Source organism: Rahnella perminowiae (assembly GCF_019049695.1).
Classification (GTDB): Bacteria; Pseudomonadota; Gammaproteobacteria; order Enterobacterales; family Enterobacteriaceae; genus Rahnella; species Rahnella perminowiae.
Genome location: NZ_JAFMOT010000160.1, coordinates 56,481 through 70,799 on the forward strand (window position 1 = coordinate 56,481; position 14,319 = coordinate 70,799).

Below are 14,319 nucleotides of genomic sequence, written 5' to 3' on the forward strand. Positions count from 1 at the left end.
TTAAGGCCAGCGACGGAAAACTAAAGAGGTATTAATTCCGCCGAAGGCAAAGTTATTCGACTGAATAAATTCAGTCTGAATATGGCGCGATTCGCCCATCACGTAGTCGAGTTCACCGCAAAGCGGATCCGGTTGCGTCAGATTTATGGTCGGTACGAAGCGGTCTTCGCGCATCATTTCGAGCGACATCCACGCTTCCAGCGCGCCGCAGGCACCGAGCGTATGGCCAAAGTAGCTTTTCAGCGACGAAATAGGTGTCTGATTGCCAAACACCGCAGCAGTCGCATGGCTTTCCGCAATATCACCGCGATCGGTGGCCGTACCATGCGCACTGATATACCCGATTTCGGAAGCAGGAATACCGGCATTTTTCAGCGCTTTTTCAATACAAATCTGCATCGTTGATTGCTGCGGCTGAGTGATATGCGCCGCATCGCAGTTGGTAGCAAAACCCACAATCTCGGCGTAAATCTTCGCGCCGCGCGCCTGTGCATGCTCCAGTGACTCGAGGATCAACGCCCCGGCACCTTCGCCGATCACCAGGCCATCACGCTGCATATCAAACGGGCGCGGCGACAGTTCAGGGTGTTCGTTTTGCTGACTGGTGGCAAACAGCGTATCAAACACGGCAGCTTCTGACGGGCAAAGTTCTTCCGCACCGCCGGCCACCATCACCGTCTGATAACCGTGTTTAATGGCCTCATAGGCATAACCAATGGCCTGGCTGCCCGACGTACAGGCGCTGGACGTCGGGATCACGCGGCCTTTCAGGCCGAAGAACAGGCCTGCATTCACCGCCGTGGTGTGCGGCATCATCTGTACGTAAGTCGTACCGGTAATGTTGTTGGTATGCTTTTCCGTCAGCATGGTTGCAAATTCGCTGACCGGGCCGGTGCTGCCGGTCGATGAACCGAAGGCAATACCGGTTTCGCCGTCAGTAAGAATCGTGTCTTCCAGCAGACCGGCCTGCTCCAGCGCCAGCTCCACCGCACGGGTTGACAGCAGGGACACGCGCCCCATTGAACGGATGCGCTTGCGGGTGTAATGCGCCGGGATAACAAAATCATCCACCGGTGCGCCCAGATGTGTGTTCAGCCCCTGATAAATCAGCCATTCATCCATGTGGCGGACAGCGTTTTTACCCTGTTGAAGGCGGACGGAAATCTCGTCCCAATGGTTACCGAACGCTGTTATGCCTTTCATGCCGGTAATGACTACACGCCGGGTCATATCAGGCCTCCGTTGATGGAGATCACCTGTCGGGTCACATAACCGGCGATATCTGACATCAGATAGCTTGCCAGTCCGGCGACTTCTTCCGCCCGGCCCATCCGCCTGAGCGGAATCATGCTCATTGCGGCATCGAGCGCCGGTTTTTCCATATCAGGCATGCCGGTGTCGATCAAGCCCGGCGCAATGCAGTTTACGGTGATTTTGCGTTTCGCCAGTTCCAGTGACAATGCTTTGCAGGCACCGATAATACCGGCTTTGGCCGCACTGTAGTTAACCTGTCCGCGATTCCCCGTAATGCCGGAAACCGAGGAAAGCGCGATAATACGCCCGCCCTGACGCAAGCCGATCATCGGCATCACACAGGGCTGTAAGACATTGTAGAAGCTGTCGAGATTAGTGTGGATCACACCGTCCCAGTCCTCGTCGGTCAGTGCCGGGAATGCCGCGTCACGGGTGATCCCGGCATTATTGATCACGCCGTAGTACGCGCCATGCGCCTCAATATCAGCGTCAATCACGTCCCGACACTGCTGGCGGTTGCTGATATCAAACTGCACAATTCGACCCCTGCCGCCGTTGTCAGTGATGTTTTGCAGGGTATTTTCTGCCCCTGCTTTATCGCTGTGGTAATGAATGACAACAAAAAAACCATCAGCGGCTAACTGACTCGCAATGGCTTTGCCGATCCCTTTGCTGGCACCGGTCACTAATACCGAACGCATCATTCCTGTTTCCCCTGAATTAATTTAATGAGTTCGTCCTTGTCTGGCTGGTAGGTATTCAGCCTTCCTTTTGCAACCTGCAGGTTATCTTTTTCGTGTTTAATGCAGATCACGCCTTCGAAGCTGGCGAGTTTTTCATCGCACAACACCATTAAGACGCTGATGAATAATTCACTGCCTGCCGCGAATTCCGGCACGCTGGTTTTCAAAGCCCTGCCACCCAACAACATGCCCACCTGCGGCGGTTCGCCACTTTGCGCGCCGTGCCAGCCGCTCCAGACACCGACAGTTTGCGCGATCAGTTCGATCGCATACCACACGGGCAATGCGCCCCGCTCATTAAGAAACGGTGCCAGCACGCTGTTTTCGGACACCACAACGCTGCACAGCGCGGTCTCTGCTGTGACGCTAATGACCTTATCCAGTAAGACCATGGGTGATTCATGCGGCAGATATTGACCCGCGCTGAGCATGCTCATGACGGCCTCCCGATCAGAATGCAGGCATTATTCCCGCCAAAGGCAAACGAGTTTGAAAGGATAACGGGCTTCGCCAACGCTTCGTCTTTTTGTACCAGCCGTATATCCGGCAAACAGCTATCGCGTGGTGTAAGGCTGAAATCCTGTGACGGCAGTTTGAGATTTTGTGTCAGGATCAGCCAGCCCAGCGCCGCCTCTGTCGCGCCAGCCGCACCCAGCGTATGGCCGGTAAGATGCTTGGTCGAACTGCACGGTGTCTGGTTGCCAAATAACCGATGTATGACGGCGGCTTCCGCCTGATCGTTAAGAGGTGTCGCGGTACCGTGGGCGTTAATATAACCGATGTCTGCCGCACTCAGCCCGGCCTGCGCCAGTGCCATACGAATTGCCCGTTCAGCCCCGAGGCCTTCCGGATGCGGTGCAGACATATGCCACGCATCGGACGACTCGCCCGTGCCCAGTAAAGCGACGTCTGCGGGCTCACGGGTCAGCAGGATCAGCGCCGAGGCTTCACCAATATTAATGCCATCCCGGTCTTGCCCGAACGGCGTACAGCGCCCGCGGGATAAAGATTCCAGGCTGTTGAAGCCGTTCACTGGCATCCGGCACAGGCTGTCAGCGCCACCCACCAGGGCGGCGTCGGCCAGCCCGGCGTCGATCAGGCGCTTCCCGCTGATAATCGCTCTCGCGCTGGATGAGCAGGCCGTGGATAAGGTATAAGCCGGACCACTGAGATCCAGCAGTTCCGCCATAAACTGTGAAGGATCGCCCAGCTCCTGTTGCTGGTAATCGTAGCCCTGCGGGAATTTCCCATGCCGGTGAAGATGACGCACCGCGTTTTCGCCTTCAGCAATGCCCGACGTACTGGTACCCATAATGACCGCGACACGATCGCGTCCGTACCGGCTGACAGCCGCCTGCACCTGGGGATCAATCTGCGCCAGCGCAGCCAACAGCAACTGGTTGTTGCGGCTGCGGTGCGCTGACAAAGAGCCAGGGATCGCAGGCAGTTCGCCGGTCACCGCACCGAGCCAGACGGGCCGTTCCTCTGTCAGCCAGCCTTCCTGCAACGACATTCCCGGCGCAAAGCCTGATTTCAGGCTGGCAGCGATTTGCGCATTGTTGTTTCCCAGCGCGTTCACCATGCCGACGGCCGAAAAGTAAATCATGTTAGTCACCCACATTCCGGATAGTTATCTGATAGTGAAACGCCATCTGCGTGATCGACACCGGCCGACGTCCGCGGCCCTGTGGCAGATAGTCAATGCGGGTGATCGTGTTGCCTTCGTTATCCAGTAACGTGCGGCGCAGCGGCTGATCGTCAAGTTTCCAGCCTGCAGGCAACAGGGGTTGCCATCTCTGCGCCGGCCAGTAGCTCAATATAATATCGGCAAGAACCTGATTTGCTGGAGGTAAACCATCAATTTTCATCGTCTGTTCAGTGTGGATCCCTGTCTGATCGTAGACCACTTTGAACAGCCGGATCCCCAGAGGAGAAAGCCCGGCAAGCTGTAACGATTTTCCGTCAGCATTGAGCAGGACCAGCAAGGACTGTTGTTTACCTTTCACCGTGGCCGTCAGTAACTGCTGCTGACTGACCGGTTTATCCAGGGTGGGTGCGGGTAATTTCACCTGCACGCCGCGTTTCAGCCAGGCTTGTGGCTGTGTATCTGAAGGGGGATTTGTCGCACACCCGCCCAACATAAAAATCAACAGGGCCAGCGCAGGCAGCCTAAACCGGGTCATTTTTTACGTCCTCGTTTTTTGGCCGGCAGAGTCAGGGGTGACAACAGAAATGCCGTTAATATGCCAAAGCTTAGTACGATGCCGAAACTACTGATGGCTTGTGTTGAACTGAAAACCAGCATACCGAAAGTCAGCAGCGTGGTAACGGCGGCCATAAAAATGGCAAACATGGACGTCGTCGGTGTGCCGCGTGGATTGGTGAAAAACAGGGTGTAATTGATGCCGATCCCCAGAACCAGAATCAGTGCCAGCAGGGAGAACAGATTAAGATTATGGCCACTAAAGCCCAGCGCCGCGACACCCATCCCGAGGGAAAGTAAGGTCGGAATCAGACAAATAAACCCGTGGGGCAGGCGAAAACGCCAGAGATAAATGATCGCAATGACCGCCACGGCGAGGGCCAGCAACCCGGTCAGATAAATACGGTACTGAGAGAAGAGACCGCTGAATTCAGTTTTGCGATTGATCCAGCCGGTTCCCGGTACAGACGCCGACAGCGCCACCATGGCGGCGCTGTCATGCACACCATTCACCGGAATAAGGGTGGCGCTGCGCCCGTCCGGTAAGGACAACCACAATAAACGCCAGCCTTCACTGACTGTGCTATTAAGCCATTCCGGCACATCAACCGTCTGCGCACTGAGATCCGGTTCCGCCACCGTGATCCCCGCCTGCTGCAACTGTGCAATAATTTGCGGCGCACGCAGGCGTAGCAGAGATAAATCCCGCTGCTGCCGGGCTTGCGAAGACAGGTTTATCGCCCGGAAACCGTCAATTACGCCTTTATCTCTCGCCTGGATGAGCGCGGGCCGCAATGTTTCAAGTCGTTGCAGCGTCTGCTCGGCGCTGTCACCGTATACCACCAGCCATTTCTGATCGTTAGTTTGTCCGGTCAGTGCAGCAATCTGCTGTTCCTGCTGTTGTAAACCGGCCGGAAGAGATTGAAGATCCGCAATGTCATCGTTGATTTTCAGCCGTGAAATTCCGGCCGCTACCAGCACTAATATCAGTAATGGCAGACCGATGCGTACCGCTTTGCGGCTGCGCCATGCCAGCAACCAGCGCATGATAATCGCCAGCCCAGGTGCGGAGCCGACCGGTAAACGCTTCGACAGATACGGATACCAGCACATCACGGTGATACAGGCGGCGCTCAACCCGGCAGCGGCAAAAACTGCCAGCTGTTGCAAACCCGGAAATGGTGCAATCAGTAACATCAGATAGGCCACCACCGTGGTAAGCAGCGCCATTGATAATGCAGGGAACAGTTTTTTCAGACTTTCCAGCGGTGTGCAGGAATCGCCATGCACCCGACGTTCGGTCAGGAAGTAAAGTGTGTAGTCTGCAGAAATACCGACAATGCTGGTGCTGAGCACCAGTGTCATCACGTGGATTTCACCAAATACCCACAGGGTCAATACCGTGCCTGACAGTGCGCCGATGGCGATTGAAAGTAAACTGAGCAGCATCGGCAGGACCGAACGGAACATCAGTAAGATCAGTATAAACACGCCGGTGACTGACGCAGCCCCAATCGTGGAAATATCGTGCTCAGCCTGCTGGCTGGCATAATTGCTGTAGAAAATCGTGCCGCGCTCAAGCACTTTTGCACCCGGCCAGCGTGCTTCAAAAGCCTCTTTCGCCGCTCCAAGAGCCGCCACGGTTTGTTTAGCCGACGTGATGTCATAGGAAGATGCTTTCAGCTCGCCATGTACCATGAACCAGTTGCGGCCATGTTGATCGCGGGCCATCAGCCAACCTTGTTCCAGCATCATGCCGCCGCTGTTCTGCTGCTGTGCCATCTGCGAGGCACGGACCAGCAATAACGGATCATTCGCCAGCTCTTTGCCGCTGACGCCGGAAAAGGCGGAATACACCTGACCGAGGATCCACTGACTTTGTGTCTCCGCGCCTGCCGTCAGACGCTGACGGGTGGCATCATCAAGCAAGGCGTTACGATGCCTGAAGAAGAAAGTGCCCCACTCCTGCTGACGCTGAACGTCCATCGGTCCCTGCACCTGACTCAGTTGAGGCAGCGCCTGCAACTGCTTCAGCCAGTCAGCGGCGGGCTGAATACCGGCACCCGGCGGAGGGCTGACCAGCCACATCAGCTGGCGATCCAGCCGCTGAGTAAAGCCGTCAGACAATGCCTGTGGAATAGGGGTTTCCTGTTGCTGCGGCAACAGCGCCAGCACGCTGCTGTTAATTTGGCTGCGTGGTAACAACCAGAACAGCGCTGCAACCAGCAGCGCAATAATCAGCAGCCAGCTTTGCGCCAGTTTTCGATGAAGATCAGGAGGCAAAATGGCGTTTCTCTGCATCAGTCAGCGTGGCGGGTGTGGTCTTCTGATTGAAGAAACGAATATGCGTGGCATCGCCCTGCATATCATTAATATCGATATTGTTCAGGAAGGTTTCGCCACTGAGCGTAATGCTGCGGAACAGACGGTTCAGCGGTGAGACCTTTGGTGTCAGAACAAGCGTCCAGGCGCCTTTACCCAGATCAGTAAAATTAAGCGAGAAGTTCTGTCCGAGCGCCCGTTGGTCAGCGTGAAACAGTGCGCTAAGCAATGAATTAAACTGGAACATCTGCGGATTGGTGTCCGCCGTAACCACCTGCGGAGATTGCCCCGCCATGATTTGGACCATGCGGTTTTCAGTCAGCAATAATGTCAGGGTGAACGGTTTTTCCTGTTGCCACCACAGCCCTTGCTGCCGGGCAATCAGCAGATTCCCGCTGGAATTGAGCGGTTGTGCCATCCCGCTGATGGTTCTTTGCTGCGCAAACTCAGCACGGAGTACCGGCACCTGGCTGAAGCGCTGTTGTAATTCCTTCAGCGTCACAGCGTTAGCTGTGACGCTGAAAATCGTCAGAGCCAGTAGCAGTAAGACCTTCACAGGCTGACTCCTGTTTTATCGAAAAGAACCTGCGGCGAGACAAAACACATTTCTTTGGAGACAGCGTCCACTGCGACCTGCAACGTATAGCCTGTCGTTGTACGTTTACCGCTTTCGATATCGTAAATCTGATAGCCGATGCGCAGACGGTTTTCGATTTCCTCCAGCTGTGCATGAACGGCAATACGCTGTTCAAAGAGCAGCGGCGCAATATATTTCACGCGGGTATCAACAATCGGCCAGACATAACCTGATGCTTGCATCTGACGATAACCGTAATCAAATTGCTTGAGTAGCTGCTCGCGCGCAATTTCCAGATAACGGAAGTAGTTGCCATGCCAGACCACGCCCATGGCATCTGCGTCGTGGAAAGGAACCGTGATTTCAACGCAGGTAGAAAATCGCGGATCGTTAAAACGCGGATCAAGTTTGGAAGTCATATCATTCAGGTTTCCTGTCAGAGGCGACATCTGCGGGATGCTGCCAGAAATCATAAAAATTGAACCAGTCGTGAGGTGCCAGCAGGCTGTAATGCTCAAGCCGTGCGGCATAATGATCGACTGCGGCCTGTAACGCAGGCAGGCGGTTGGCACGCGGCAGGATCAGAGGATCGGCAAAAGACTCACAATAAATATGCAACCGCTTTTGCTGCATGATGCCAAACATCAGCATAACGGGTGCGCGTAGCGCAGCAGCCAGAATAAAGGGTCCCTGCGGGAATGCGGCAGTTTTGCCCATAAACTCGCTGTAAATCATGCGGGAATGTTCACCGCGCTGATGATGACTGGCAGAGGTGCGGTCGCCGACAATCGCCACCCACTCACCGGCATCAAGTTTTTCCTGCAATAAAATCGCGGTCTCCGGCCCCATCTGGTTAACCTGGATCAGATTCACCACGGCCTGCGGATTAATCTCTTTCATTACCTGATTGAACCGCTCGGCATGTTCTGTAAAGACCAGCGCATTTACGGTGATGCGATGACTGAGTGAACCTATTGCCCGACATGATTCGATGTCACCTAAATGTGAGGCAAGGATCAGCGTGCCTCGCCCGGAGGTAATATGAGATTCGCAAATGTCGGGATTGACCAGCACCGCATCAGTCAATGTTTTATCGCCCTGCCAGCTCGCCAGTTTGCTCAGCATAGATTCACCAAACCGCATAAAATGCCGGAAAGTGCTCAGCGGATAAGGCAGGGGAATATGGCGATGTGCAGCCGTCACGCGCACACGCTCCAGCCAGCGGGCAGAGGCATTGCGCTGTTTGTGGCCGGTGAGCCAAAAATAGGTGATGACCGGATAAAGCAACAGACGAAAGGCGTTGTATCCCAGCGTCCGGTAAACCGATAACATCAGGCGAATGCCCCACAACCCTTTACGTTCCTGCGTCGAGGACCAGTGTTCGGGACGATTTTTCCGCTGCTTCAGCAAATAAGGAATGCGTCGCAACATGCCAAAAAACAGCCGCGTGTGCATCCACGAAATCTGCAGGTTGTCCTTCACGGCATCAAAATGCGAGAGGCCATCTTCAGGATAAGTCACCCGCGTGGGCAGGAAGCGGCTGCGTGTGCCTTGCCAGTAAAGACGCACCATAATTTCCGTATCGAAATCCATCCGCAAACCCAGGTTTTTTTTTGCCATCAGTTGCAGGCAGGGTCTGAGGGGATAGACGCGGAATCCACACATACTGTCTTTTACTGAAAATGACAGTGTCTCGATCCACACCCAGAAATGGGTGATATAGCGGCCATAAAGGCGTGATTTCGGCACACTGTCATCGTAAACCGGCTGTCCGGAGATCAGGCAATCCGGATAACTTCTGGCTTCAGCCAGCATCGCAGGAACGTCTGAAAGCTGATGCTGTCCGTCGGCATCCACCTGTAAGGCGTGCGTAAACCCCTTTCCGGCGGCCAGCCGCAGCGCCGCCATCACAGCCCCGCCTTTCCCCTGGTTTACAGTGAGCCGCGTCAGGCTCATCCACGGCGTCAGACTCTCCAGATGCTGCAACTCTTCTGCTGTCTGCAGGTCACTGCCGTCATCAACCACAATGCAGGGCAAACCGAATGGCCGGAGACTTTCCAGCACACCCGCCATCATCGGTCCATGGTTGTAACAGGGAATAATCAGACAGGGAGAAAAAGAGGCTGACGGCGTCATGGACATAAGGTGATTTTCCCGCTGCTGGCGATCGCCTGACCCACACTGTAACGAAATACCAGCCGTTGTTTTTCTTTAAGCCAGTCGATCTGCAAATTCACAATTTCTTCAGGCAACAGCGGTCGCTGGAATTTCACCACTTCCATGCCGGAAAATGCTTTATCCAGACTAAGAAGTTCTTCAGCGTAACCCATGACCCAATTGACCTGTGTCACGCCAGGCAAAATCGGAGACGACGGGAAATGGCCTTTGAACCAGAATAAATCCGCAGGTAACCGGAGCGTGAGAAGCAGACTGGTGTCGCTGGCGCGTTGCCGATGCAGCATGTCAGGCAGGATCATAAAAACATTTCCTGTAATTCAGCAGTCGCGCGTTTGCCTTGCTGGTTAAGAGGAATCGCAGGTGCAAAGCGCCAGTATCGCGGCATAGAAACCGGAGATAGCCAGTCACGCAAGATCCCGCGGATCTGTCCAAGCAGCACGGCCTGCCCTTGCGTCTGGAATAACTGCTCGCCGACCTGACTTAAAACCAGCACGGCTGCAACATAAAGCCGCCCCTGTTTTTCAAGCGTCAGTACGCTGGCGTCGCTTAACAGATCCATCGCACACAAACGTTGCTCAATTTCAGTCAGTGAGATCCGCTGCTCTGCAATTTTAACGATCCGATCCTGACGGCCTAAAAGAAGAAACTGACGTTGATCGGCATTCAACAGCTGAATTTTATCACTGAGGATCATGCCATCCGGTTGCGGGATCAGCGGAGAAATCAGGGCGATATTGCCATCAGCCAGTGGTGAGAATTCGAGATTATCAAAAAGAGTCCAGACTGCTTCCGGCTGATGTTGCGTACGGAAGGCGACGATGCCGCTTTCAGTCGTGCCATAGATTTCAGTCGGCCGGCAGCCACAAACATTTTCCACCCGTAACGCGGTGTCATGACTCAGCGGGCCTCCGGCAGAAAAGACATGCCGGAGATTTGCGGGCTCCAAAGCCATATCAAGTCGTTTAAGAAAGGCCGGGCTGCTGGTCAGAACCAAGGCATTCTCTCTGGCAAGCGAGTGTAACTGTTCGTGATACTCCACCCTTTTCGTCGCAAAAGGTCGCCCAAGAGTCAGGGGCAACATGAAAGCGAAACTGAGACCGTACATATGATGCGGTGCCACGGTGGCGACAAAGCGTGCATCTGCGCATTGCTCCCCCCAGTATGTGCAAAGCCACTGACTCTCCAGTTCCAGACAAGAAACCGGCTTGATTATTTTTTGCGATTTACCGGTCGAACCGGAGGTGAATAAAATCAGTACGGCGTTTTCCGGCCATTCGGGCAAAGCTGTTAACGGTTGATCTGCTGAGAAGGGAAAACGAAGAATAGGGCAATCAATCTGCAAAGGAAGATCGGTGATTAACGCATCGAACTCATCACGTTGCCCGGCCAGAACAGCGGGCCGAAAATGACCGGGTAAAACGGGTGTATGACCGCTGTAAAGCACCGCCAGCAGTGCCACGGCAAATGAATAGTTATCTTCAAGGCACAATGCCCAGCGGGAATGCGATGTCGCGCTGATATGAGTCAGCAGAGATAAGACATCATGCCGGAAATCACGCTGACACCACTCCCGGCTTTCGCTCCAGGCAACCAGATGTTCGTCTGCTCTTCCCGCGCTTAGCCATTCGCACATTCGCTGCGTCATGGGTGTCGCAGACGCTTTCTGACTATCCATTCAATACCCATTAATAAGCCAATCAGCAGATAACTGATCCCGCCGTTATAAAGAGCCCATAAAGCCATATCGCCTTTCAGGCAGGTATATAAAGCCAATGCTCCGTTACACACAAAGAAAATGCACCAGGCCTGGGTCACACGACGTGTGTAAACCACCCCTTCCGGCGGTAAATCGGGTTCATCCAGCCGTGCAATACGCTCAACCAGCGTTTGGCTGGCGCGTAATGAACTGAAAAATAATCCGAGCAATAAAAGATTTACCGCGACGGGGTAATACAACAGCATCGATGTTTCGCGTAATAAAATGCTGGTGCCGACCAGTACAATCCCTGCAACTGCAATCGCTTTTCCGAAAAAAGTTAACTGGGATAACTTCCCGCGAAAAGTCAGTAAACGCAGAATAAAGATCGCCATCAGTACGGGCGCCAGGATGCGAATTCCCCACGTTTTTAAACCGCACCATACAACCAGCGGATAAGCAATCACCGCCACTGGCATCGCCCAACTGGCCATCTTCGTAACCACAGGAAATGAGAAACGCCGGATTTTATCCATAAAAAAGATATCCGCCCATACTAGGAAGCGGGGGAATTAAGTAATTCATCTATGGCATCAACGACATCCTGAACGGTACGAACAGATTTAAACATTTCAGGCTTAATTTTTCTGCCAGTGATTTTCTGCAAGTGAACCACCAGATCAACAGCATCAATGCTGTCTAATTCCAGATCCTCGTAGAGCTTTGCATCCGGCCGGATATCATCTTCATTGATTTCAAATAGCTTGATTAATAACGCGCTAATCTGCTGGTAAATTTCTTGCTTCTGCATAGGAATCTCTTTAACCACGCTGTGCTGATATAAATCTGGCCAGACTTTCAACAGAATAAAAATGCTCACGCATTTCCTGACTTTCCGCCGAAAGGATCACACCGTATTGCTTCTTTAACGCCAGACCAAGCTCAAGGGCATCAATAGAATCCAGCCCTAATCCGTCACCAAAAAGCGGAGCCTGTGTCTCTATCTCATCTGGCGCCATCCCCTCCAGATTTAGCGTCTCAATGATAAGTACTTTTATGTCGTTACTTAATGAATCCATGACTTATTTCTCGTTATTTTGCGTATTACTGCGCATCAACTCAGTGCACAAATGCTGTGTCAATCGCCGTGCAGCCAGGGCAGGTGAAAGATCGCTTTCATCTAAAAAGTCTTCAGCCTTTACCTTATCGGCAACGGTAATCACAAACTGAGGTTTTACCCGGGGAATTTCGTACCATTTCCCCTTTTTTGTCAGCATTGGCGGCTGACATGAAATATGGACAATCCTGACATCACATCCTGCCCTCAGCGCAATGTTAGCGGCACCACGCTGCAGTATCATCGGTTTTCCAGGCAAGGAACGTGTCCCTTCCGGGAAAACTAATAGCGTACCGCCTGCTTGCAAACGGGTTTCACAGGCCAGCAACAAAGCATCAGAGCCAGTGTTAATCAGGTAACCCGCCGCTTTTATCACTCCGCTTAAGAATGGGTTTTGCAGCAAAGCTTGTTTGACGATGCAGTCACAACGAGGCATACGCGACGCCAGAATCACATAATCAAGCAGACTGGGATGATTCGCCACTATCAGACAGCCGGCATCTTGCTGAAATTTCTCATCACCGATAAACCGGTAATCCATCACTCCCACCCTCCGTAATCCACTCAGGAATAACCTGAAACTATTACGAATGCTGTTGAGTGTCATTCTGTGCAATCTTTCAGGTTGCCGGATGATGAGTCGCAACAGATTAAACCAGATAATAGAAAGCAACAGCCCGCCAATTCCGAAAAGTGCGAAAAAGAATCCGGTTGCTAACCACCGCCAGATGCAATTAGCTGCGGAAGACTTTTCTTCGGGCACTAACGTTTCTCTCATCACAGATTACGAACCCACTGCCAGCTATGGCGATTATCTACACTGATATGGAATAAAGGAGAGGAGGAAAGATAGCCACGCAGAAATTGCAAACTCTGCGGAAGTTCTGGATTCATATCCTCACCCGACAACGAAATACGCTGACACTTCAAGGTATCGCCAGCAGTTAATATTATTGCTACGGCGTAAGGGAGAAACTCAGAATTTACCGATTCGTTGTATATATCAGGAATTTCACCATCAAAATCAACCAACATAACGCGGGAAGCCCCCGTTGCCAGCATTGCCTGAGCTTCCAGCATTCCCTGATGAAAGCTGTCTTTGCCGGCCGTTAACGAGGTTACCGGTAATGGATTTTTGCTAATAATGGTAAGCCAACCCGCGGCGGTATTATGTACTGACATGGAGAATTCAGTCGGAGATAAAGCCTCTCCCCCGGCCAGGGAATGCAAAATTCGCCCCGTTTTCTCCAGTTCACCATGACGACTGGTAAAAATTGCAGCATCTACGTTGTTATTGACGAGCAACGCAAGCCCGGAATCCACAGCAAAACGACTGCCGATACTCATTCGTCGTGCAGACATCATGGGAATTTGCTGGCTTTTAGGGTTTGCGCCGGAAAATGTATTTATGTCTGAGCACCGAGCCCACTGGATCCAGTGCTCACAACTATCGACTCCCGGAGCCACAGCCCGCCAGTCCACTATATCCAGTGAGAATTTCATAATGATTATCTTAGTGATTCTGCCAAATTGAGACTTTATGATATTTTATTGAAACTTGCATCTGTAATCTGACAACTTAGTAAACTTCATTAAGAATTTTAGTGCTGGTTTATTATGAGTTTTTTGGATACATGGAGAGTCATCTGAAAAGCGAAATTTTTCAAGTTGATACGAAGTATTTTTTCGATATCCGGCCAGCCTTATTTCCTGTCGGATTCAAACAATCAGTCATCATATTAAGTAAAATATAATACTTCTAATATTAATTACTCTCTCAGAATTAAATTCTGAAAGGAGCGCAGATCAGATAAACGTGAATCCGTGAGATAATAAAATATATCCCAGAAAGATAAGAGGTTTTATTGGCATTTTCACCAGGATACAAATGCAAAAAGTCCCTGAACCTTTCGATTCAGGGACTATGCAATAATTGGCGGAACGGACGGGGCTCGAACCCGCGACCCCCTGCGTGACAGGCAGGTATTCTAACCAACTGAACTACCGCTCCACCGGTTCTTTCACACGCATCAGCAACCGGCTGATGCCTGTTTGTTCCTGTTATTTTCCTTGTCAGGGGAAAAGGAACACGTTCTTTACTAATTTGATGCCTGGCAGTTCCCTACTCTCGCATGGGGAGACCCCACACTACCATCGGCGCTACGGCGTTTCACTTCTGAGTTCGGCATGGGGTCAGGTGGGACCACCGCGCTAGTGCCGCCAGGCAAA

Annotated in this window: 16 protein-coding genes, 1 tRNA gene and 1 rRNA gene; all 18 read right to left on the reverse strand. The window is 52.5% G+C overall.

Going from position 1 to position 14,319, the window contains the following annotated elements; translation table 11 throughout:
* Complete coding sequence (locus J1781_RS05745) at positions 1-1,230, reverse strand: beta-ketoacyl-ACP synthase (protein WP_129955019.1); 1,230 nt, start codon at positions 1,228-1,230, stop codon at positions 1-3.
* A complete protein-coding gene (locus J1781_RS05750) occupies positions 1,227-1,958 on the reverse strand; it encodes a 3-ketoacyl-ACP reductase FabG2 (protein ID WP_129955018.1) in 732 nt (243 codons plus the stop codon). The genes J1781_RS05745 and J1781_RS05750 overlap by 4 nt, the downstream gene beginning before the upstream one ends.
* Entirely contained in the window at positions 1,955-2,434 is a 480-nt protein-coding gene (locus J1781_RS05755; RefSeq protein WP_217233312.1) for a hotdog family protein, read from the reverse strand. Before J1781_RS05755 ends, J1781_RS05750 begins: the two co-directional genes overlap by 4 nt.
* A complete protein-coding gene (locus tag J1781_RS05760; RefSeq protein WP_217157909.1) occupies positions 2,431-3,603 on the reverse strand; it encodes a beta-ketoacyl-[acyl-carrier-protein] synthase family protein in 1,173 nt (390 codons plus the stop codon). The genes J1781_RS05755 and J1781_RS05760 overlap by 4 nt, the downstream gene beginning before the upstream one ends.
* A gap of 1 nt (position 3,604) precedes the next feature.
* Positions 3,605-4,180, reverse strand: coding sequence for a DUF3261 domain-containing protein (locus tag J1781_RS05765; RefSeq protein ID WP_217233313.1), 576 nt, complete (start codon positions 4,178-4,180; stop codon positions 3,605-3,607).
* The gene (locus tag J1781_RS05770; RefSeq protein WP_217233314.1) at positions 4,177-6,483 is read right to left on the reverse strand and encodes an MMPL family transporter; all 2,307 of its coding nucleotides are present in this window, start codon (positions 6,481-6,483) and stop codon (positions 4,177-4,179) included. The genes J1781_RS05765 and J1781_RS05770 overlap by 4 nt, the downstream gene beginning before the upstream one ends.
* Positions 6,473-7,078 (reverse strand): LolA family protein, encoded by a 606-nt coding sequence (locus J1781_RS05775; RefSeq protein ID WP_217220534.1) that lies wholly within the window; start codon positions 7,076-7,078, stop codon positions 6,473-6,475. Before J1781_RS05775 ends, J1781_RS05770 begins: the two co-directional genes overlap by 11 nt.
* Positions 7,075-7,518, reverse strand: coding sequence for an acyl-CoA thioesterase (locus J1781_RS05780; protein ID WP_129955013.1), 444 nt, complete (start codon positions 7,516-7,518; stop codon positions 7,075-7,077). The genes J1781_RS05775 and J1781_RS05780 overlap by 4 nt, the downstream gene beginning before the upstream one ends.
* 1 nt (position 7,519) lies before the next feature.
* Positions 7,520-9,235, reverse strand: a complete 1,716-nt coding sequence (locus J1781_RS05785) for a glycosyltransferase family 2 protein (protein WP_129955140.1) — start codon at positions 9,233-9,235, stop codon at positions 7,520-7,522.
* Complete coding sequence (locus tag J1781_RS05790; RefSeq protein ID WP_129955012.1) at positions 9,232-9,576, reverse strand: ApeI family dehydratase; 345 nt, start codon at positions 9,574-9,576, stop codon at positions 9,232-9,234. Before J1781_RS05790 ends, J1781_RS05785 begins: the two co-directional genes overlap by 4 nt.
* On the reverse strand, positions 9,573-10,952 hold the full coding sequence (locus tag J1781_RS05795; RefSeq protein WP_238483475.1) for an AMP-binding protein: 1,380 nt from the start codon (positions 10,950-10,952) through the stop codon (positions 9,573-9,575). The genes J1781_RS05790 and J1781_RS05795 overlap by 4 nt, the downstream gene beginning before the upstream one ends.
* Complete coding sequence (locus tag J1781_RS05800) at positions 10,919-11,509, reverse strand: COG4648 family protein (protein ID WP_217233315.1); 591 nt, start codon at positions 11,507-11,509, stop codon at positions 10,919-10,921. The genes J1781_RS05795 and J1781_RS05800 overlap by 34 nt, the downstream gene beginning before the upstream one ends.
* Before the next feature lie 20 nt (positions 11,510-11,529).
* On the reverse strand, positions 11,530-11,784 hold the full coding sequence (locus J1781_RS05805; RefSeq protein ID WP_129955010.1) for an acyl carrier protein: 255 nt from the start codon (positions 11,782-11,784) through the stop codon (positions 11,530-11,532).
* A 10-nt stretch (positions 11,785-11,794) separates the two neighbouring features.
* Complete coding sequence (locus J1781_RS05810; protein WP_129955009.1) at positions 11,795-12,052, reverse strand: phosphopantetheine-binding protein; 258 nt, start codon at positions 12,050-12,052, stop codon at positions 11,795-11,797.
* Positions 12,053-12,055: 3 nt separating this feature from the next.
* Positions 12,056-12,868 (reverse strand): lysophospholipid acyltransferase family protein, encoded by an 813-nt coding sequence (locus J1781_RS05815; RefSeq protein WP_217233316.1) that lies wholly within the window; start codon positions 12,866-12,868, stop codon positions 12,056-12,058.
* Complete coding sequence (locus J1781_RS05820) at positions 12,868-13,593, reverse strand: beta-ketoacyl synthase chain length factor (RefSeq protein WP_129992254.1); 726 nt, start codon at positions 13,591-13,593, stop codon at positions 12,868-12,870. Before J1781_RS05820 ends, J1781_RS05815 begins: the two co-directional genes overlap by 1 nt.
* A 431-nt stretch (positions 13,594-14,024) precedes the next feature.
* Positions 14,025-14,101 (reverse strand) — tRNA-Asp (locus J1781_RS05825).
* Positions 14,102-14,199: 98 nt separating this feature from the next.
* A 5S ribosomal RNA gene (gene rrf, locus J1781_RS05830) occupies positions 14,200-14,315 on the reverse strand.
* Positions 14,316-14,319: the final 4 nt, after the last annotated feature.

Excerpts from the sequence above, each read along its gene's own strand:
- J1781_RS05805 (WP_129955010.1), bottom strand. The coding sequence starts at position 11,784 with ATGCAGAAGCAAGAAATTTACCAGCAGATTAGCGCGTTATTAATCAAG.
- J1781_RS05795 (WP_238483475.1), bottom strand. The coding sequence starts at position 10,952 with ATGGATAGTCAGAAAGCGTCTGCGACACCCATGACGCAGCGAATGTGC.
- J1781_RS05745 (WP_129955019.1), bottom strand. The coding sequence starts at position 1,230 with ATGACCCGGCGTGTAGTCATTACCGGCATGAAAGGCATAACAGCGTTC.
- J1781_RS05750 (WP_129955018.1), bottom strand. The coding sequence starts at position 1,958 with ATGATGCGTTCGGTATTAGTGACCGGTGCCAGCAAAGGGATCGGCAAA.
- J1781_RS05815 (WP_217233316.1), bottom strand. The coding sequence starts at position 12,868 with ATGAGAGAAACGTTAGTGCCCGAAGAAAAGTCTTCCGCAGCTAATTGC.
- J1781_RS05760 (WP_217157909.1), bottom strand. The coding sequence starts at position 3,603 with ATGATTTACTTTTCGGCCGTCGGCATGGTGAACGCGCTGGGAAACAAC.
- J1781_RS05785 (WP_129955140.1), bottom strand. The coding sequence starts at position 9,235 with ATGACGCCGTCAGCCTCTTTTTCTCCCTGTCTGATTATTCCCTGTTAC.
- J1781_RS05765 (WP_217233313.1), bottom strand. The coding sequence starts at position 4,180 with ATGACCCGGTTTAGGCTGCCTGCGCTGGCCCTGTTGATTTTTATGTTG.
- J1781_RS05755 (WP_217233312.1), bottom strand. The coding sequence starts at position 2,434 with ATGAGCATGCTCAGCGCGGGTCAATATCTGCCGCATGAATCACCCATG.
- J1781_RS05790 (WP_129955012.1), bottom strand. The coding sequence starts at position 9,576 with ATGATCCTGCCTGACATGCTGCATCGGCAACGCGCCAGCGACACCAGT.
- J1781_RS05780 (WP_129955013.1), bottom strand. The coding sequence starts at position 7,518 with ATGACTTCCAAACTTGATCCGCGTTTTAACGATCCGCGATTTTCTACC.
- J1781_RS05800 (WP_217233315.1), bottom strand. The coding sequence starts at position 11,509 with ATGGATAAAATCCGGCGTTTCTCATTTCCTGTGGTTACGAAGATGGCC.
- J1781_RS05820 (WP_129992254.1), bottom strand. The coding sequence starts at position 13,593 with ATGAAATTCTCACTGGATATAGTGGACTGGCGGGCTGTGGCTCCGGGA.
- J1781_RS05810 (WP_129955009.1), bottom strand. The coding sequence starts at position 12,052 with ATGGATTCATTAAGTAACGACATAAAAGTACTTATCATTGAGACGCTA.